This window comes from Candidatus Methanoperedens sp. (genome assembly GCA_027460535.1).
In the GTDB taxonomy this organism is placed as follows: Archaea; Halobacteriota; Methanosarcinia; order Methanosarcinales; family Methanoperedenaceae; genus Methanoperedens.
Window position 1 is genome coordinate 225,217 of sequence record JAPZAR010000027.1, and the last position, 18,972, is coordinate 244,188.

Genomic DNA, 18,972 nt, shown 5'->3' on the forward strand with positions numbered 1-18,972 from the left:
TTTCCTCAGAAATTTATCAACCTATCCAGATGCGTTACCTCTTCCTTCGCCAGCGATACCTTTGCAATAATATCCTTGAACTCCGGCATCCCCTTCCCGCCGGTATCTTCTGACACAAGCGCATTGGACCATGGGCTGTTTACCATGAACGCAAGTCCTCCAGGTTCATCTCTTTTGGTTTCCTTTACCTCGACCACGATACTACCGCTGCTGCTGGATACCTTCACCCTGTCCCCCGGCTTGAATCCCATACGTTGCATATCATTCTTGCTAAGGATTATGCAGGCTGAGAGTTTCCTGTACTCCTCACCGAACCTGTCCCTCTCAAGCGCTTCCACCTGGAAAATATCCCTGTAAGTAGTGATCTTGATATCGAATTCCGGAGACTTCAAGAACTTCCCCACATCGATTCCCATCAGAGCGCCTCCATAAGTCTTGCCAGGATCTGCTCATCGCTTGGATGATCGCTTTCAAGGATCTTCGAAAGCTCATTCACTTTTCCATCCATCCTTACCGCAGTACCTGCGGCCTCGATTCCCGACGCCGCGCACGGGATGGTCACTGCTGCTATTTTTGATGTCATTGTGACGCACGGGTCGATGCATATCACGGGTATGGATGCAAGATGAGATAACAGGGAACGCGGAAGGCTCGAGAGCGGGTCAGAACCCACCACAAGAAGTGCATCGATGCTTTTTGCGCGCAGCGCCTCTACAATAGAATATTTGTTGCTTTGGTTCGCCACTCCATCGAACTTAACCCTGTTCACAAATCCTGTCTCCCTGAACAGCGCTTCGTTGAAGCCGCGCATGTTGTAATGCCCTACCATGGGCATGATATTGAAATTTGGAAGCCTGTCTGCCAGGGTAACCAAAATATCAAAGTCATTTTTTATGGAATAGGTAAGCCCGATCCCAACGAATATCACACCGAACTCCGCTTTTTTAAATATACTTGCAAGTTCAAGCATTTTCTTTGGCTCGTATGACGGCACCTTCCCGGAAAGCGCATCCATCAACGCAAGAATGAACTCCCTGTCGCCCTTTGGAGGTATCCTGTAAAAATGCCCCTTGCATATCTTTGCAGTATTGGACTCGCGCACATCGATCGCTACCGCAAGCCTGTCCTCCTCGTACCCTCGCTGGCGCATCTGGCCGCGTGGAAAATATGAAAATCTCGATAGATGCCGCGGCTCTGAATCCTGTGCGTCTGAACCCCAGTACACCAGAACATCCGCTTTATCCCTCACATCTTCAAGCGAGCATGTCCTGAACTTTTTCTGGAGAACCTTTTCAATCAGGATGCCCTGGCAGAATGATGATGTGTCGTCCAGCATTGCACCCATTTTTTTCGCAAGCTGGATGCCTTTCATCTGTGCTTCGCATGTAGAGTTGCTCCATCCGAAAAGCATGGGCGACCTGGCATCGCGCAGGAGCCCCACAGCTTTTTTTATTGAAGCATCGATATCGGCGGGCTTTTGATCGATGGACGGCGCAAGCCTGTTCATGCAGCCTTTCATCCTCGCGGAGCCGCGCCTGCAGGTATTGTGCGTCTCTTTTATCCTGTTGTTCTCTACGATGACCTCAATATCATCGCATAACAGTGCGCATCCCGGGCATGTCACCATAATAACACCTAAACGAACTCTATGGCGCCAACGGGACATGGGTCTATGCAGGCGTAGCAGAGCACCCTGTTCTTCCCGAAGCGACGGCATTCCTTGATATTGGAGGCGACCACCTTGCCATCAATCACCCTGAATATCACCTTATCGTTGGTCGGGGCGTGCCCTACTGCTGCGCCTTTCGGGTCGTTCGCTACATCCACGGGGCACGCGACCACGCAATTGCCGCAGCCCGTGCAGAGTTCGGGATGCACTATCATACCGGTTTCCTCTGCCCCCGCGGAAGGTAAAAGAAGTGCCTCGAGCCGTTCTCTCTGTTTTTTGAAATCCTCAGAAAGTATGGGGGTGCATTCCATTATTTTCCTTTTTCTTGACAGTAATGCAACAGAAAAAGCCATACATGTAGATTCACCGCATATCTTACAGTTCGTTCTTGGCAAGAGCTGGTAAAGCTCCATTACTGAGGGCATGAACCGGGGGATTGGTTTTGTAACGGATAAATGTTATGATTTTATGGAAGTCAAGGAATATTTCCCAAAAAAAAGCGGGGGTTTTTTGCTGGCGTCGAGGAGGAACAATATTGCTAAATTTTTAAAAATCCGAATAATAAAATCCCAAAATCGGTCGCCTCTTTTGATATTACAATCACTGAGACCGGGTTCGTGAAGAGCGAGAAGAGAATGGGATTTTCGATTTGCGATGCCAACGCCAATATTTAATAGATGCAACTACATAAGAATGAGCAGGTGTTTCAAATGAGAAAATGGTACAGTGATTACGGACTTGCAGCCCGCATGATGCTGACAATGTTCCTGCTTGCGGCGGTATATCTGATCTTTCTTGTTATTTTAGCGACCTTCGGCGGGGTCGATACAACAGGTTTGATTTTTATCGCAGCGATCTTCATGCTAATACAGTTTTTCTTTTCCGATAAGCTCGTGCTCTGGAGCATGGGTGCGCGTATCGTCACCGAGCAGGAGGAACCGCGCCTTCATGAAACAATATCGAGGCTCTGCGCCATCGCAGACCTGCCCAAGCCAAAGATCGCTATCGTTGAAAGCAGTGTTCCCAATGCATTCGCTACAGGAAGGGGCAAGAACAGCGCGGTTGTAGCCGTCACCACGTCTTTGAAGCAGAAATTAAGCCAGCCAGAGCTTGAAGCCGTGCTTGCCCACGAGCTGAGCCATGTTAAGAACCGTGACATGCTTGTCATCACCATCGCAAGCTTCCTTTCCACGGTCGCATTCTTCCTTGTGCGGTACATGCTGTTTTTCGGAATGGGGGGCGGCAATCGTGACCGTGACAGGGGCGCCGGCGCCGCTATAATTATATGGATCGTCTCATTACTGGTATGGATAATAAGTTTCCTTCTCATCCGCGCCCTTTCAAGGTACCGCGAGTTCGCCGCAGACAGGGGTTCCGCAATAATTACGGGTCAGCCTTCGCATCTTGCATCAGCCCTCATGGCTATCAGCGGTGTAATGGAACGCGTACCGGAGAAGGACCTGCGGGAAGTGGAGGGCATGAACGCTTTCTTCATCATCCCTGCGATATCAGGTGATTCGGTCATGAATCTTTTCTCGACCCACCCCACGGTTGAGGCGCGCATAAGGGCACTTGAGGAAATGGAGCGCAAGATGGAGTTTTAGATGGGATTCCTCGATTCCCTCCTGGGCAAAAGCAAGCTCCCAAAACCAAAAGCTGACAAGCTGTTTGCAATGTCCACAGCCTATATTACCCTGAATACCAGCCTGGGACTGAATTCGCAGGGCGCCGGAATATGTTTCAGGCCCCTGGAAGCCTCAAGGTTCGCAAGTGCCGAGATCGAGCTTCGGGAGTTGCTCCAGCAGAGCTGCAAGGAAACGAATACCCAGTACAGCATAAAGAAGGATTCATTCGGATACACCTGGGTCATTTTGAATGATACCGAATTCGAGGACCTTGTGACAACGCTGTACATGGTGAGTGAGACCCTGAAGGAAAAAGACTTTGGTGAGCAGCTGTTATGCGCGGTTTTCAAATTCAGGGGAGAATCAGAGATTTTCTGGATCTATAATTTCAAGCAGGCAAAGTTTTACCCTTTTGCGCCCCTCCCTGATAAAAAAAGGGACTCCTCCTATGAGTTCAGGCTCCGTGCCATCATGGAAAAGGAACTGCCCATCGAAAAGGACACGGAGCGGTGGTTCCCACTGTGGGATATTCCCATATGATTTTATGGGCTGCATATTGTTCTTTGATGGTGCATGCAGGGGCAACCCCGGCCCTATGGCCATAGGTGCTGTTTTACTGGAAAACGGGAAGAAAGTAAAAGAACTCTCAAAAAAGCTGGGTAAAGGAACTAACAATATCGCGGAGTGGCGCGCGCTGATCGAAGGGCTGAAACTGGCAAGCAGCCATGGGTGCATGGAACTTGAGGTGCGTGGGGACAGCCAGCTGATCATCAAGCAGGTCACCGGGCAATACATGGTCAAAAGCAAAAATCTCATGCCCTTATTTAATGAAGCGAAAAAATTGTGCGGGAATTTTGAAAAATTAGATTTCAGATGGGTAAAGAGGGAGGAGAACGCGTATACGGATGAGCTATCAAATATGGCTCTGGATTCCGCGATCGTTTGAACCCAATACAAATGTAAATAATACTTTCCGGATGTTCTTTATTGACACTGCTGACATCCGTTATGCAATTGTGCAGCTAGATTATCGTTGAGGTTGGCGGCAAATGCAAACCCAGTCCTTTTTTATTCGCCAACCATATTGATCTGCATCAGGCTGCCAAGTAAGAGAAGATATAATATGACATCTGTTAATTGTGCACCTATGTTCACGATAAAAGATCATCTTGAAATCCGGAATAATCACCTCATAATCGGCGGCGTGGATACCACAGAGATTGCAGAAAAATACGGGACTCCCTTATATGTCACAAACGAATCCCGCGTGATCGAGAATTTCCGCTCTTACAGGAAAGCGTTCCCAGAAGCAGATATCTACTATGCCGCAAAAGCCAACGGCAGTTTGGCGATCCTGAGGATTCTCGCAAGGGAGGGAGCGGGTGCAGATGTCTTCAGCTATGGGGAGCTGTATATGGCTCTCCTTGCTGGGATGCCTCGGGAAAATATCCTGTTCAATGGCAATTCAAAAACGGATTTTGAGCTTCAAAAAGCCTGCGAGACAGGAGTGAAAGTCTCTGTCGATTCGCGTGATGAACTGCATACCTTATCTGAGATAGCGGAAAGCTTTGGGAAAACCATTGAAATAGCATTTCGTGTGAACCCGGATGTCTCCCCTAAGACCCATCCCAAGATCTCAACCGGGCTTCGCACTTCCAAATTCGGCATACCTTCCGATGAAGTGGTGGATGTTTACCGCGAAGCCTCGGAACTTCCCGGGGTCTCGCCCTGCGGCATACACTGCCATATAGGCTCACAGATACTGGATACAGCCCCTTTTACCGAGGCTGCACAGAAAATGATGGACCTTGTTGAACAGGTGACCGCTCTGGGGATCGAACTCAAATTTGTAGATATGGGTTCGGGTCTGGGTATCCCTTACAGGAAGGATGAAACTGCTCCCACCCCGCAAGACCATGCAGAAGCTATCCTCCCTGTGTTCAGGGAAAGAACCAGAGCACTTGGCATATCACCAAAACTTATTCTTGAGCCGGGGCGTTACATCGTGGGCGATACCACCATTCTTCTCATGCGTGTCAACACGGTGAAAAGAGCCGCTAAGAATTTTGTTGGCGTGGATGCGGGTTTTAATCTCCTCGTTCGCCCGACGATGTACGACTCCTACCACCATGCAGTCGTGACAAACAAAGCCGCCTCGAAGCCTGTGGAAACATACACCATCGCAGGCCCCATATGTGAGACAGGTGACGTATTCGCAAAGGACAGGGGGCTTCCAATGGTGGAAAAAGGGGATATCATAGCACTGCTGGATGCCGGAGCATATGGGTTCAGCATGAGCAGCCAGTATAATGGAAGGCCAAGATGTGCGGAAATACTTGTAAAGGACGGAAAATCTGACATAATAAGGAGCGCCGAGGATGTGGGCGACCTGATAGGCAGGCAGAAGCTTCCCGGAAGGTTGATGTAAAGATTATCTAGCCGGCGCATGGTTCAAATGGTAAGATATATCACCTATTGAAGTTCAATATTGTTTGAGTGGTAAACAGGTGAAAATATGACTACACAGGATAATTTGAAAGAGGCATTTGCCGGGGAATCGCAGGCGAACAGGAAATACCTTGGTTTTGCGGAAAAGGCAGACCAGGAGGGTTATCGCCAGGTCGCAAAGCTATTCCGTGCAGCCGCGGCCGCAGAGACCGTCCATGCTCTCAACCATCTGCGCGTAATGGGAGCTGTTGGCAAAACGGCAAATAACCTGAAGGATGCCATTGCGGGTGAGACTGCGGAGTTCAGGGAGATGTACCCTAAATTCATTGAGACTGCTAAAAAAGAGAAAGCATCTGACGCCGCTATCCTCAGCTTTGACGTGGCGAACAAGGTCGAAAAAATCCATGCCGGTCTTTATAAGAATGCCCTGGATAACCTCGGCAGGAACGAGGACGTGGATTACTATGTATGCTCAATCTGCGGCAACACCGTTGAAAAAGGCGCTCCTGACCGGTGCCCGATATGTAACGCTCCTAAAGAGATGTTCAGGAAAGTGGATTGAGGCAAGATTATGGCAAAACTCGCGATAATATACGGGACAGGGTTCGGCAATACCGGCATCATGGCAAAAGCCATTGAGGAAGGGGCAAAGAAGGCAGGTATTGATGTCATGATCAAGAAAGTGGACGAGGCTTCACCGGCAGACGTGCAGAAGGCAGATGCAGTAGCAATAGGTTTGGCCACCTACAAGGGTGCCGGGATGCCAACGGTCATCAAATACGTGGAAAGCCTGGCGAAAGTTCCGCTGAAAGGTAAGGTGGGAACCGCTTTCGGGTCATATGGATGGAGCGGTGAGGGACCGATAGTCATAACAAATATGCTCAAAGGTTATGGCATGAACGTGCTTGAGCCTCCGTTGAGGATAAAACGCATTCCTGAAGAAGAAGGCATAGAGGAGTGCAGGAAGCTGGGAAAACAGATTGCAGATAAGATAAAAAAATAATAAATATACCCATGGATATTAATAAGGGATTGGGGAACATACTTGTATTCTGAATGAAACCCCTGAAGAAAGAGCTGCTGGAGAAATGCAGGAGCCTGGGAATATCACTGGTGGGTATAGCTCCCGTAAAAAGATGGGAAGCCCCACCTGCTGAGCTTCCCAACGTGCTTTCACCCTGGATCCCGAGGGAATTCTGGCCGCATTCCATATACCCTGAAGCGAGAACCGTGATAGTTATAGGGCTGCCTGTGCCGCTGCCAATAGTTGAAACAGCGCCCTCGATATATTATCATGAACTTTACAAAACAGTGAATTCAATGCTTGATGCGAAAGCTTATGAAATAGCGAATTTCCTGGTCGAGAAAGGCTACGGCGCGATCTATCTTCCCAGGGATGCCTACGGGGACATAAAAATATTGATCGAAAAGCCGTTCGCATTTTTTTCGCACAAGCATGCCGCATACCTTGCCGGCATGGGATCTTTCGGGCAGAATAATGTTCTCCTGACACCGGAATACGGGCCAAGGGTGAGGTTCACATCCATTTTCACTACCGCTGTAGTGGAGCCAGACGCTATTAAAATAAAGGATTTGTGCACGCGATGCCTTCTATGCGTTAAGAATTGCCCTGTGAGCGCAATACCGGGAAAAGGGGATTTCCCTCCGCCTGTTGATAAGAAGCTCTGTGCGACAAGGAGTGCGGAACTGCGGGATGAATACCGCTCACCTTGCGGCATCTGCATCAAGGTCTGCCCCGTGGGGAAGGACAGGGAATTGTTCGGGCGCAAGAAAATGTCCATCTATTCAGATGATAAAAGATTTGAGAAATATCACAGGGCTTGGGAGCATGTAAGGAAATACGGGAGTAAAGTATAACACCTCATGTATTCAAATATATTAAGATGCAAATAGATGAATAGAACATTATGAATTTTAATAAGATGAAAGTAATACCGGTAGCCATTCTATTGATTTTATTTATGCTTGTTATTCCAGTTTCTGCAGGAGTTGAGATTACAAATTTTTTTTCTGATTTTACAAGCACCGATATTACTGTCAATTCCACCATGGACTTTCAGGGAAAAGCGGTCTTTGAGCTATTGTATGAAGGAAACCTTGTGGAATCCCATGAAATACCGGTTGAGGCAAAAGCCGGAAAATCCATATCCAAAGTAGTGATCTGGGAAGGAAAGCCCCAGTATGATTACTATACTGCAAAAGTTGGTTTATTCAATGACAGCAGACTCCTGGCCAGCAGTTCATATCAGGTATCCTATGGGACAGTCGCGCTACCTGCGTTTCATGTCGTGGATTTCTCGCCCACGAACAGAGGGGTACAATTACTGCTCCAGCCTTTTAACCCGAGCGCCGTAGACATAAAAATAGAACTTATCGATAATAGCGACATCGTATACACAAAGACAACAGAAGACGTTTCTCTCGTACAGAACACCGAGATTGAATTGCTCTGGCCTTTCATGCTTGCCAACAACAAGCAATACACCGTCCGTGCAAAGATATTCACTCACAGGCTTTACGCGCCTCCCCTCACAAATACCTATATCGCATATTTTACGGCAGGTGATGATGTTGAGATACTTCCCGACGATGTCCAGGTAGATGAATATGGGGCCAGCGTAACCCTTCGCGGTAAATCCCAGGTGCCTTTTGACGGGTCCATAGTCGTTTCTGCAAGGAACAGGGTAACAAACGAAACGCACATATTCCGCACGCAGGTTGAAGAGATACTTGTCTCGGGTAAAGAAGATACGGCCGGGGTTGTATGGAAAGGGCTTGAGCCGGGTACATATGATGTGGAGATACTGGCTGTTAACCAGGAAAACGCAACCGTAGATAAGTATGAAACTGCTGTGCGCATTCCCGAATACTCAAATGTTTCCAAAGCAGTATCTGCAAAGAGCACTCCCGGGTTCGAAGGGTTCCTTTTGATCCTGGCGCTGTTGACTGCCACGTGGAGAGGCAGGTATGTTTGATCTTATACTGAAAAATATCACGCAGAGAAAACTCAGGACAGGACTCACAGTATTCGGCATAGCCCTTGGCATATTTGCAGTAATAGTTATGGGCGGGATGTCTGAACATTTCAATATCACTTTTGACCGGTCCATCAGCCTTACAGCCGATAAGATCCGGGTGCTTCCTGAAGGAGGGTTCTTTGGGGGTGCACTTAATGAATCTAAAGTCCGGGAGGTCAAAAGGGTTCCAGGAGTTTCAGATGCGTATGGGTTATTGCAGGCCCCTCTCGATCCGGAAAACCTGGGAATTTTTGGGGGGGACGTCATCATTGGTATTCCCCCCGAGAAACAGGAGGAAGCGATGAAGGATACAAAGCTTACGCAAGGTCGCTTTTTGGTTACGGGAGACGGTTACCGGGCAGTCATCGGCAGCAGCGTTGCTCGAGAGTTCAATCTTAACGTGGGGGATGAGCTTGAGATAAAAAGCAAACGCGTACAGCGCACGGCGACCATAACACATACCAGAAATTTTACTATTGTAGGGATACTGGAATATACAGGTTCCTTTTTTGATAACGGTGTGCAGATACCCCTGGATAAGGCCCAGAAATTCTATAACCAGGAAAATGCAGTTTCATTCATTCTGGCCATCCCGGGCCCGGATACGAACCCTGAAGACCTTGCAAAAAGGATAGAGTTGAATGTCGAGAGGGTTACCACCTTTTCCCCCGAGCAGTTGAGAAAACAGATCGAACAGTCGCTGGTAGTCTTCAGTCTGATCACGGTTAGCGCTGCGGCGCTTGCGGCGATAATAGGAGGACTCAGTGTCATGAACACGATGCTGATGTCGGTTTCGGAAAGGACAAAGGAATTCGGTCTCATGAAAGCGCTAGGCGCCGAGACAAAGGATATTCTTTTCATGACAATGGGAGAAGCTGCGCTTATGGGAATACTTGGGGGGATTTTTGGAATTATCAGCGGTGCGGCGTTTGTCTATCGAATGAACGACTACCTGGCTTCCAAAGGGACCATACTTTTCACTATCACCCCGAGGCTGCTGGTTATCGCTGTTGTTTTTGCCACTCTTCTTGGCATCCTCTCAGGGACATATCCGGCTTACAGGGCGGCGAAAATGAGCCCCATGGAGGCTTTGCGATATGAATGAAAGATCCGCGGGGAACGCTGGTTTATCGGAAAGCGTCCCGATACTGCGCGTCAGGAACCTTTCAAAAGTGTATATGCAGGGTAAGATCCCGGTCAATGCGCTCGATGATGTGAGTTTTGATGTTGGTAAAGGAGAGTTCCTGAGTATAGTCGGCCCATCAGGGAGCGGTAAGTCCACCCTCCTCTCAATGACAGGACTTCTGGATAAACCTACGAGCGGCAGAGTCTTCATTGATGGCACAGAGATCACAATGGCAAAGGAAAGCGAAGCCCCCAGGATACGCCGCGAAAAAATCGGTTTTGTGTTCCAGCACTTCAACCTCATTCCTACGCTTTCTGCAGTAGAGAACGTTGACATCGCAATGCGTTTTGCCAGAGTATCGAAAAGCAGGCGAAAAGAAAGAGCCGTCGAACTCCTCACACAGATGGGACTTCGCGACAGGATGAACCATAAACCCTCTGAATTGTCAGGGGGAGAGCAGCAGCGTGTTGCCATAGCGAGGGCCATGGCAAACCGCCCTGCAATCATCCTTGCAGATGAGCCCACGGGGAACGTGGATACAAAGACGCGCGATAAAATAGTTGACCTTTTGACCGAGCTCTGCGAAAAAGGTCAGACGATCCTTGTTGTGACACATGATTCGGCTGTGGCAGAACGGACATCGCGGACGATATCTATGCGTGATGGGAAAATCGTAACTGATGTGCGGCAGGGAAAAAAGGATGAAAGAGAGTGATGTCCTGCTCGACGTAATTAGAAAGCGTCGAAGCGTCAGGCATTTTAATAGCATGAAAATCCCAGAGGAGTATATGGGATTGATACTGGAGGCGGGCAGGTGGGCTCCCTCGGGCGCGAATGCCCAGCCCTGGCGTTTCATCATCGTAACCCGGAAGGAATTGCTCTCCTCCCTAGGAGAAGCGTGTTACTATAAGGTATTCAAATCCCGCCAGGTGGGAGAGGCCGGCGCAGTGGTGGTGATCTGCGCAGACCCTGATGCAGGGAGCATGACCTATGGTCTGGATTCAGCGATATCAGGGACAAATATGACCCTCATGGCAACATCGCTGGGCATAGGCTCGTGCTGGATAGGCGGATTCGAAGAAGAGACGGTGCGAAAAATCCTGGGTATACCTTCGAACCTGGTCATAATAGCACTGATCACCCTGGGATATGAGATTGGAAATGCATCTGTTCCTCCAAGGCTTCCTCTCGCAAGTATCGTTCATAGTGAGGCTTACGGGAGTGAGCCGGGCATTATGGTGAAAATGAAGCATGCAGGTCCTATTTCCGTCCTCGGTAAATTATTAGGCGTATTATTCAATAGGCGGTAGGATGGTCGCGAAAAAGAAAGGTTGATGCACTTATAAGGATGCCCTGATTAACATCTATAATAAGATTTTAAGAATGCTGTGTATTTAAATTCCTAACTTCTTCGGTCTGGGCCGTAATCCATAGACGCACCGTGAAAGCTTCTATAACCATCATCACCACCACTAGGACAGCAGCATTATTATATCTCCCGGTGCCCAATTCATACCCCGTCCATACCTGTACAGGAACCAATAGAGCATACAACAAACCAGTAAGAGTAATTCTTTTCATAATTTTAAGTCTCCGGAAACAGCAGTGATTTTTTTTCGATAACAATTATGATTCAGGTGATTGTACATTACCTTCCAATCATAGGGCAAATGTTCAATAATCGACTGCCAGCATTCCATCGTAGTTTTTATGAAGCCTGCGGATACCTCATTCAACATCGGACAATAATCATCAACCAGATAAAAATCAATTATATTTCCTTTATCTAATCGAAACCGCGGAACTATGGGAAAACTTCGGCAATCAAACGGACGTTTCTTATGAATAGTACAGATTCCGGAAGAATGCAATTTTTTGCAGGAATATCCCCTGGGTTGGTAACAATACCCGCATCCATCCCTTAAAAACGTCCTGCTTTGCTCGTTTTCAATGCCCATAAGCTCATCCTCATAAGGCACGAGCATCAGGGTTTCTCTATCTTCACACAACCTGCAGCCATGTGGGCATATGCAGGATAGCTCATCTGTAACTCTATAGATTTGTTCCAATCCAATAAGTACCTGACTTTTATCAACAATTCCATTGACCATGGCCATAGCCATTTAACCTCACATTGACCACTGCAATATCACATAACATCTGAGTACTAATAAACTTTCCCCTCCAATAATCATAGTCATAATAATTTATGATAGTGAGGATAATTATTTCATTCTTTGATTATTTCCTCCGTGGTCTCTGGCCGTGGATATGTGATGGAAATCCCATTTACGAGAGCCCATGGAGTTATCGAATGAGCCATGCCCTATTGTAAATATGAGGAGCTGAATATCTTTATTCATGCAAGTACCCTCATCAACAAAACGGCTAGTAAAAGATTAAAATGGATGAACTCTGAAAGGGTTCAATATCTCCTCGGCCGGCACTTATCCAGCAGAATGGCTTTTCTGGCAGTCTCTATATCATCCGTTTTGAGTCTCATTTTGAACCACCACTTGTTGCCGCCTTCATCCACGCTGCCCACGGAAACCATCCAGAATTCTCCATCAATTACAGCCAGCCCGTAATCATCCCCGAACCATTCAGTTACTTGCTCTATGACTTTATCGGTTTCTTCCAGGGGCAGATCATAAAATGATTTCTTGTCTTCATACCTATCCAGGAACTTATCTGTCCCTTTCTTCCAGGTTTCATCAAAAAAATCATCAAGCAGGTTCAAATCCCTGAGACATTTCAACCCTACTTCCATTTTATTAAATTTGTCTTTTGTCTGTTCGGTATTTCTATCTAAACTCATAACTTTGCCACCCCTTATTATGATGAATAATATGGGATAACAGAGGTATAAATGTTATTAAACGGTCACTGTATAATTTATGTTCCTGTTCTTTTTTAATTTTTCAACCGTTAAAGATAAGTTTGCAAAATTACATACATATCAAGGGGTTCATAAAGCGGGCGTTGATTAAAGGTGATAAGCATGAACTTCAAGCATGATATCGTTATAATAGGTTCAGGTCTTGCCGGGCTTCGGGCGGCTGTTGAGTGTGTGGAGGAAGCAGATGTTGCAATAGTTAGCAAAGTCCTTCCAACGCGATCCCATTCGGGTGCAGCCCAGGGCGGGATAACAGCTTCAATCGGCAATGAAGAAGAAGACCACTGGGAATGGCACATGTTCGATACTGTCAAGGGAAGCGATTACCTTGCAGACCAGGATGCTGTGGAAATAATGGTCAGGGATGCTCCCCGTGTGATCTATGAGCTCGAGCATATGGGTGTTCCTTTCAGCCGAAATGCAGAAGGCAAAATTTCCCAAAGAAATTTCGGAGGGCATACCAGGGATTACGGCAAAAAACCTGTAAAAAGAGCCTGCTATGCCTCTGACAGGACTGGAAGGGTGGTCCTGGACACGCTGTACGACCAGTGCCTGCGGCATCAGGTAAAGTTCTACGCTGAGCATTATGTCCTTTCTCTTGTCCTTGAAGAAGGGAAGTGTTCGGGGCTGGTGACCTATGACCTCTCCTCGGGCGACCTCAATCTCCTTGAAGCCAGAGCAGTACTTTTGGCAACAGGAGGTTGCGGCAGGATTTTTAGGACCACATCCAATGGATTTGCATCGACCGGGGATGGTCTTAATCTGGCGCACAGGGCAGGGATCCCCCTCATGGATATGGAGTTCGTCCAGTTCCATCCCACCGGGCTTTATCCCCTGGGTATCCTGTTGAGCGAAGCGGCAAGAGGAGAGGGCGGGATTTTACGGAACAGCCTGGGTGAGCCATTCATGGAACGATACGCTCCTACAGTAAAAGATCTGGCAGCCAGGGATGTGGTCTCCAGGGCCATTCTCACCGAGGTGCGCGAGGGCAGGGGTTTTGAAGGAGGTTATGTGCATCTTGACCTGACTCATCTGGGAGAAAAAAAGATCCTTGAGAGGCTGTGGGAATTAACCTCATTTGTAAGGATATATCTGGGCATCGATCCAGTACGCGACCCGATCCCTGTGTACCCAACATGCCATTACCTTATGGGAGGTATCCCAACTGATACTGAAGGAAGGGTGCTTCATGACGGTTCAGGCGGGACCGAAAAGGGATTGTACGCTGCGGGAGAATGCGCCTGTGTATCCGTGCATGGTGCAAACAGGCTTGGGTGTAATTCCCTTCTTGATACGCTCGTGTTCGGGCGAAGGTGCGGATTGGCAATGAAGGAGGATATTTTAAAAATTGAATATTACCCCATCTCTGATGAGCCATTGAAAGAAGCGGGGCAGATGATAGCGGGCTTGCTTAACCATAAGGGCGGGGAAAGCATCGATGGAATCCGTCGGAATATGCAATCGCTGATGATGGATTATTGTTCCGTCTTCAGGGATGAGGAAAGCCTGAAGAAAGGGCTTCTGGATATCCGATCACTAAAAACGCGCTTTCGTGACATAGAGATCGCGGATAAAGGCAGGAATTTCAATTATGAACTCATGGAAGCGATTGAGCTGGGACATCAGCTTGACCTGGCAGAGGTTATCCTCTCAAGCGCCCTCCACCGTAAAGAGAGCCGTGGAGCCCACTTCCGGGAAGATTTCCCTGCAAGGGATGACAATAACTATCTGAAACATACCCTTGTCTTCCCAACCCGGGAAGGGGTTACCTATAAACCTGTGAAAATAACACGATTCCAGCCTGAGGCGAGGGTGTATTGATGAAAATGAAATTCAAGATTTTCCGGTTCGACCCTGAGAAGGATGAGAGATCCTATTATCAGGATTTCGAGGTGGAAGCCGATCCAATGGAACGAATTCTGGACTGCCTTAACCGCATTCGAGTGGAAAAGGATCCCACATTGTCATACAGGATGTCCTGCGGTCATGGGGTGTGCGGGTCTGACGGGATGAGGATAAATGGCACGAGCTCCCTCGCATGCCAGAAGCTGGTCAAGGATTTTAAAGAGAATGAGGAGGTGCTGATCGAGCCCTTACAGGTGTTCAGGGTGCTAAAGGACCTGGTTGTGGATATGGATCCATTCTTTGAAAGATACAATTCCATCAAACCTTATCTTATCATAGCAACTCCTCCACCGGATAAAGAGCGGCCCCAGTCCATTGAAGAGCACCAGAAGTTTGAGGATGCCATCCGCTGCATTCTGTGCGCCTGCTGCACTGCTTCTTGCCCTGTCAATCAGGATAAAGCCACGCAGGCGTATATCGGTCCTGCTGCGCTTGTCCGGGCATTTCGGTATCTTTTCGATTCAAGGGATGAAGGTTCGAAAGAGAGGATCGCCCTGCTGGACGATAAGGACGGGGCGTGGGGATGCCAGACAAAGTGGATGTGCACAAGAGTATGTCCCAAGGAGATACCTGTTACGAAAGAGATATTCGAAGTCAAAAAGCGTATTCTGGAGAGCAGGGAAGTGAAAAAATAATTAAAAAAACCTGTCCGCGATTTCAAATGCCCCGGGTTTTCTTTTCGGAAAGTGTTTTCCCTGCCATGTATTCCAACCTCCGCTTAACACGTGTTATTTTCGTGTTAATTAAATAGATTCTGTTCCGTATGATAAAACTTATTATCTGCCGAGTCCTTCTAAAAAGCAGGGGTGGTCATACATGCCGGAAACCAAAGATATCGGATTAAGGGGTGTCCCTGTTGCTGATACAAAAATAAGTGCAGTGGATGGGGAAAAAGGGAGATTGATCTACCGTGGATATGAGATCGAGGCACTTGCTGAAAATTCAACCTATGAAGAAACAGTCTATTTGATGCTCTATGAGACCCTTCCCACAAGGAAAGAATTAGAAATATTTAAAGAGACCCTCGCTTCCGAAAGGCAGCTTCCGGCAGGGATCATCCGGCATTTGAAAAAGAGGAAAAAGACTGCCCATGCAATGGATGTTCTCCAATCCGTGATTCCAATGCTTGCAGATTTCGATGATACTACAAGGGCAAGCACAAAAGCCGCCCAGATAAAAACCTCTGTACGGCTTGTAGCCAAAATGGCAACTGTGGTTGCGTACTGGGACAGGATCCGTAAGAATCTTGATATAATGAAACCGGATGAAACACTGGGGGCGGCAGCAAACTTCCTGTATATGCTGAACGGGGAAATACCTGATAAGGAGACCGCAAAGGATTTTGATATCTGTCTTGTGCTTCATGCCGAACACTCCTTTAATGCCTCTACTTTCGCTGCGAGGGTGGTGGCATCGACACACGCCCATATGTATGCGTGCGCCGGGGCTGCACTTGGTGCGCTTTCAGGTGAACTCCACGGGGGAGCCAATGCCCAGGTAATGAAAATGCTTTCTGATATCGACAGGTTGGACCGGGTCGAGAAGTGGATAAATTCAAAACTGGATGCTGGAGAAAAGATCATGGGCATGGGCCATGCGGTGTATAAGACCTGGGATCCTCGTGCAAAGATACTATCTGGCATTTCAGAAAAACTTGCGGAAAGGACAGGAAATACAAAATGGTTCGATCTGTCCCGGAAAATTGAAAGTGTAACCAGAGCGGAATTTAAAAAGCGCAAAGGAAAAGAAATCTATCCGAATGTGGATTTTTACAGTCCTTCTATTTACTGCATAATGGGGATTGATCCTGACCTCTTTACCCCGGTATTTGCTGTTTCAAGGATCGCAGGATGGTGCGCGCATATTATTGAAGAGAAATTTGCCGAAGCGCAGCCAAAAGCCGTCATTTACAGGCCGGAAGCTGAATATATCGGAAGATATTGCGGGCTTGAAGGATGCAAGTACATGCCTTTAGAGAAACGCGAATAAGAATGTTTCCAAATTTTAAAGCGAAAAACTTGATACTAAAATTTAAAGAAATTTTGAAAAATGAGGTGAGTGACCTTTACCCGGGTTATTTTGCCTTTATCATGGCAACCGGCATAGTCTCCATTGCATCTTATTTACAGGGAATGTCTTCGCTGGCCAGGGCACTTTTTTTCATCAATATTTTGGGTTACGTGGTTTTGTGGATTCTCACTCTGCTTCGCCTCTTCTGGCACTTTCCCAAATTCTTTTCCGATTTAATTTCCCATATCCGCGGCCCGGGATTTTTTACACTGGTAGCGGGTACGTGCATTCTTGGGAACGAGTTCGTGCTCATTTCACAGGATTTGACCACTGCATTTTTTCTCCTGATTATCGGAACATTTCTCTGGCTTATACTGATATACGGGTTCTTTACGGCTGTCATTGTACGGGACTCAAAACCCGATCTGGAAGCAGGGATCCACGGGGGGTGGTTCATTTCTATCGTAGCTACTCAATCCGTTTCGGTTCTTGGAGCTTTGGTCGCCTCCAGGTTTTTTCCATGGCAGGAATATTTCCTTTTTCTCTCGCTTGGCCTTTTCCTTCTTGGCTCCATGCTATACATAATTATTATAACTCTTGTCTTCTACAGGCTTACATTCTTTAACCTCACTCCCGAATCATTCATACCTCTTTATTGGGTAGATATGGGCGCCGCAGCTATTACCACACTGACGGGAGGGAGGCTTATCCTTGCCTCCGGGAATTGGGCATTTTTGCAGGAAATCCTTCCATTTCTTAAAGGATTTACCCTGTTTTTCTGGGCCACAGCAACATGGTGGATACCCCTCCTGTTGATCCTGAGCTCATGGCGCCACCTGTACAAACGGTTCCCCCTGAGCTATGACCCCCAATACTGGAGCCTTGTATTTCCTCTGGGCATGTACACAGCGAGCACTTACGTATTTGCAGAGGCTACAGGACTGGCGCCGTTATACCTGATTTCCCGGTATTTCATATACGCGGCTTTACTTGCATGGTTCGTTACTTTTATCGGGATGGTGAGAAGGATTGTGAATGAAATTTATTGAGCCCGCAAAAATAAGAGAGTTTCAATCGCTGCAAACATTTCAACACAGAATATGACGCGATAAACATTTTCAGTAATCCATGCGGACGATGTCCATAAGTCTTATATGAAGTGCACTCCTATATTAAAATGGGAGTGAAAAAATTATGGTACAGCAAGATAACCTCCAATTAATGAAAACGTTGGACGATGCATGGAATTCCCAGGACTGGGAAATATTTGGCAAACGTCATGCCGAAAATGTCGCAGTATACTGGCCAGGTCAACCAAATCCAACAAAAGGACGAAAGGCACATCACGATGAGGCTGTGGAGTTTTTCAAGACATTTCCTGATAACCATATCGTGAACAACCCTTATAAGATTCTTTTCGGTCAGGGTGACTACACATGCTCAGTAGCTGAATTTACAGGCACAATGAAAGGACCCATGAAGGGTCCCGGCGGCAAAATGATTCCATCCACGAACAAAAAATTCCGGGTAGAGTTTTGCACGGTCGCCCACTGGAAGAATGGGGAAATCATCGAGGAGAAGCTCTTCTACGATCTGGTGGGATTGATGAGGCAGATTGGACTGGGTTAAATGGTGCATCATTATAACAAAAGATCTTTATGAACAAAACCGAAATAAAATCACGGATTTTTAATGGACTGCTTTTTCCGATACCAGGGGAGTATGCAATTGACCCCATACACAGCTTCACCTGCTTTATTGCACAACATCTTATGGTCGGGCAGATATGGGGATGCTTTGACTCGTTCAAAGGAAAGATCGTGATAGAAGACGATCCAACACTGTCATCTCTTGATATCAGTATTGACACAGCGAGTATCAGCACCCACAACCCAAAACGCGATGAGGACATCCGCAGTGCAAGTTTCCTGGACGTGAAGAAATTTCCAACAATGACCTATCACAGCACCAGTGCTACAGCTGAACCCGGAGGGCATTTGACGGTTGAAGGTGAACTGACAGTTCGCGATGTCACGAGGCCGGTACCCCTTGATGTAGTTTTTAATGGCATCGTTGACGATCCCTGGGGCAACACCCGAATTGCTTTCATCGGGAACGCAAAGATTAGCCGTAAAGACTTTGGCCTGATGACCGAATTGAATCGGGAAACAGGCGGGTTTCTGGTCGGAAAGGATATTATTATTAACATTGCCACTGAACTCCTGCCCCAAACGAACGCATGACGCTTGTATTCA

At 47.3% G+C, this 18,972-nt stretch carries 24 protein-coding genes; 17 read left to right on the forward strand and 7 right to left on the reverse strand.

Annotated elements, in window-relative coordinates:
- Positions 1–5: 5 nt before the first annotated feature.
- The 3 genes from O8C65_12530 to O8C65_12540 are packed head-to-tail and all read right to left on the reverse strand — an operon-like array spanning position 6 to position 2,094.
- Positions 6–416 (reverse strand): formylmethanofuran dehydrogenase, encoded by a 411-nt coding sequence (locus O8C65_12530; GenBank protein ID MCZ7357747.1) that lies wholly within the window; start codon positions 414–416, stop codon positions 6–8.
- The gene (locus tag O8C65_12535) at positions 416–1,627 is read right to left on the reverse strand and encodes a formylmethanofuran dehydrogenase subunit B (GenBank protein MCZ7357748.1); all 1,212 of its coding nucleotides are present in this window, start codon (positions 1,625–1,627) and stop codon (positions 416–418) included. Before O8C65_12535 ends, O8C65_12530 begins: the two co-directional genes overlap by 1 nt.
- An 8-nt stretch (positions 1,628–1,635) precedes the next feature.
- Positions 1,636–2,094 carry a 4Fe-4S binding protein gene (locus O8C65_12540; protein ID MCZ7357749.1) on the reverse strand — a complete coding sequence of 153 codons (459 nt, stop codon included), beginning with the start codon at positions 2,092–2,094 and terminating at the stop codon, positions 1,636–1,638.
- Between the two features lie 285 nt (positions 2,095–2,379).
- On the opposite strand from O8C65_12540, the gene htpX reads away from it, so the two are divergent.
- The 11 genes from htpX to O8C65_12595 all read left to right on the forward strand — a co-directional run bounded on the left by htpX (position 2,380) and on the right by O8C65_12595 (position 11,216).
- Complete coding sequence (gene htpX, locus O8C65_12545) at positions 2,380–3,273, forward strand: zinc metalloprotease HtpX (protein MCZ7357750.1); 894 nt, start codon at positions 2,380–2,382, stop codon at positions 3,271–3,273.
- Positions 3,274–3,834 (forward strand): hypothetical protein, encoded by a 561-nt coding sequence (locus O8C65_12550; GenBank protein ID MCZ7357751.1) that lies wholly within the window; start codon positions 3,274–3,276, stop codon positions 3,832–3,834.
- Between the two features lie 4 nt (positions 3,835–3,838).
- Positions 3,839–4,240, forward strand: coding sequence for a ribonuclease HI family protein (locus tag O8C65_12555; GenBank protein MCZ7357752.1), 402 nt, complete (start codon positions 3,839–3,841; stop codon positions 4,238–4,240).
- 201 nt (positions 4,241–4,441) lie between these two features.
- A complete protein-coding gene (gene lysA, locus O8C65_12560; GenBank protein MCZ7357753.1) occupies positions 4,442–5,722 on the forward strand; it encodes a diaminopimelate decarboxylase in 1,281 nt (426 codons plus the stop codon).
- Between the two features lie 87 nt (positions 5,723–5,809).
- Positions 5,810–6,304, forward strand: coding sequence for a rubrerythrin family protein (locus O8C65_12565; GenBank protein MCZ7357754.1), 495 nt, complete (start codon positions 5,810–5,812; stop codon positions 6,302–6,304).
- Between the two features lie 9 nt (positions 6,305–6,313).
- On the forward strand, positions 6,314–6,745 hold the full coding sequence (locus O8C65_12570; protein ID MCZ7357755.1) for a flavodoxin domain-containing protein: 432 nt from the start codon (positions 6,314–6,316) through the stop codon (positions 6,743–6,745).
- A 53-nt stretch (positions 6,746–6,798) separates the two neighbouring features.
- Positions 6,799–7,620 carry a 4Fe-4S binding protein gene (locus tag O8C65_12575; GenBank protein ID MCZ7357756.1) on the forward strand — a complete coding sequence of 274 codons (822 nt, stop codon included), beginning with the start codon at positions 6,799–6,801 and terminating at the stop codon, positions 7,618–7,620.
- Positions 7,621–7,670: 50 nt separating this feature from the next.
- Positions 7,671–8,738, forward strand: a complete 1,068-nt coding sequence (locus tag O8C65_12580; protein MCZ7357757.1) for a hypothetical protein — start codon at positions 7,671–7,673, stop codon at positions 8,736–8,738.
- Positions 8,731–9,885: an ABC transporter permease gene (locus O8C65_12585; GenBank protein ID MCZ7357758.1), complete on the forward strand. Its 1,155-nt coding sequence runs from the start codon at positions 8,731–8,733 to the stop codon at positions 9,883–9,885. The genes O8C65_12580 and O8C65_12585 overlap by 8 nt, the downstream gene beginning before the upstream one ends.
- On the forward strand, positions 9,878–10,621 hold the full coding sequence (locus O8C65_12590) for an ABC transporter ATP-binding protein (GenBank protein MCZ7357759.1): 744 nt from the start codon (positions 9,878–9,880) through the stop codon (positions 10,619–10,621). The genes O8C65_12585 and O8C65_12590 overlap by 8 nt, the downstream gene beginning before the upstream one ends.
- On the forward strand, positions 10,608–11,216 hold the full coding sequence (locus tag O8C65_12595; protein ID MCZ7357760.1) for a nitroreductase family protein: 609 nt from the start codon (positions 10,608–10,610) through the stop codon (positions 11,214–11,216). Before O8C65_12590 ends, O8C65_12595 begins: the two co-directional genes overlap by 14 nt.
- 67 nt (positions 11,217–11,283) lie before the next feature.
- Here the strand turns inward: O8C65_12595 and O8C65_12600 are convergent, their stop codons facing one another.
- From O8C65_12600 to O8C65_12615, 4 genes are all read right to left on the reverse strand, one after another.
- Positions 11,284–11,487, reverse strand: a complete 204-nt coding sequence (locus O8C65_12600) for a hypothetical protein (GenBank protein ID MCZ7357761.1) — start codon at positions 11,485–11,487, stop codon at positions 11,284–11,286.
- The gene (locus O8C65_12605) at positions 11,484–12,029 is read right to left on the reverse strand and encodes a hypothetical protein (GenBank protein MCZ7357762.1); all 546 of its coding nucleotides are present in this window, start codon (positions 12,027–12,029) and stop codon (positions 11,484–11,486) included. Before O8C65_12605 ends, O8C65_12600 begins: the two co-directional genes overlap by 4 nt.
- A gap of 102 nt (positions 12,030–12,131) precedes the next feature.
- Positions 12,132–12,269 (reverse strand): hypothetical protein, encoded by a 138-nt coding sequence (locus O8C65_12610; GenBank protein ID MCZ7357763.1) that lies wholly within the window; start codon positions 12,267–12,269, stop codon positions 12,132–12,134.
- A 62-nt stretch (positions 12,270–12,331) separates the two neighbouring features.
- Positions 12,332–12,724, reverse strand: coding sequence for a hypothetical protein (locus O8C65_12615; GenBank protein MCZ7357764.1), 393 nt, complete (start codon positions 12,722–12,724; stop codon positions 12,332–12,334).
- Between the two features lie 183 nt (positions 12,725–12,907).
- Here O8C65_12615 and sdhA point away from each other — a divergent pair, with 183 nt between their 5' ends.
- From sdhA to O8C65_12645, 6 genes are all read left to right on the forward strand, one after another.
- Positions 12,908–14,623 carry a succinate dehydrogenase flavoprotein subunit gene (gene sdhA, locus O8C65_12620; protein ID MCZ7357765.1) on the forward strand — a complete coding sequence of 572 codons (1,716 nt, stop codon included), beginning with the start codon at positions 12,908–12,910 and terminating at the stop codon, positions 14,621–14,623.
- Complete coding sequence (locus O8C65_12625; protein ID MCZ7357766.1) at positions 14,623–15,342, forward strand: succinate dehydrogenase iron-sulfur subunit; 720 nt, start codon at positions 14,623–14,625, stop codon at positions 15,340–15,342. Before sdhA ends, O8C65_12625 begins: the two co-directional genes overlap by 1 nt.
- A gap of 181 nt (positions 15,343–15,523) precedes the next feature.
- Entirely contained in the window at positions 15,524–16,696 is a 1,173-nt protein-coding gene (locus tag O8C65_12630; GenBank protein MCZ7357767.1) for a citrate synthase, read from the forward strand.
- Between the two features lie 53 nt (positions 16,697–16,749).
- Positions 16,750–17,766, forward strand: coding sequence for a tellurite resistance/C4-dicarboxylate transporter family protein (locus O8C65_12635; protein ID MCZ7357768.1), 1,017 nt, complete (start codon positions 16,750–16,752; stop codon positions 17,764–17,766).
- A gap of 172 nt (positions 17,767–17,938) precedes the next feature.
- Complete coding sequence (locus tag O8C65_12640) at positions 17,939–18,346, forward strand: ester cyclase (GenBank protein MCZ7357769.1); 408 nt, start codon at positions 17,939–17,941, stop codon at positions 18,344–18,346.
- 29 nt (positions 18,347–18,375) lie between these two features.
- Entirely contained in the window at positions 18,376–18,960 is a 585-nt protein-coding gene (locus O8C65_12645; protein MCZ7357770.1) for a YceI family protein, read from the forward strand.
- The last annotated feature ends 12 nt before the right edge of the window (positions 18,961–18,972 follow it).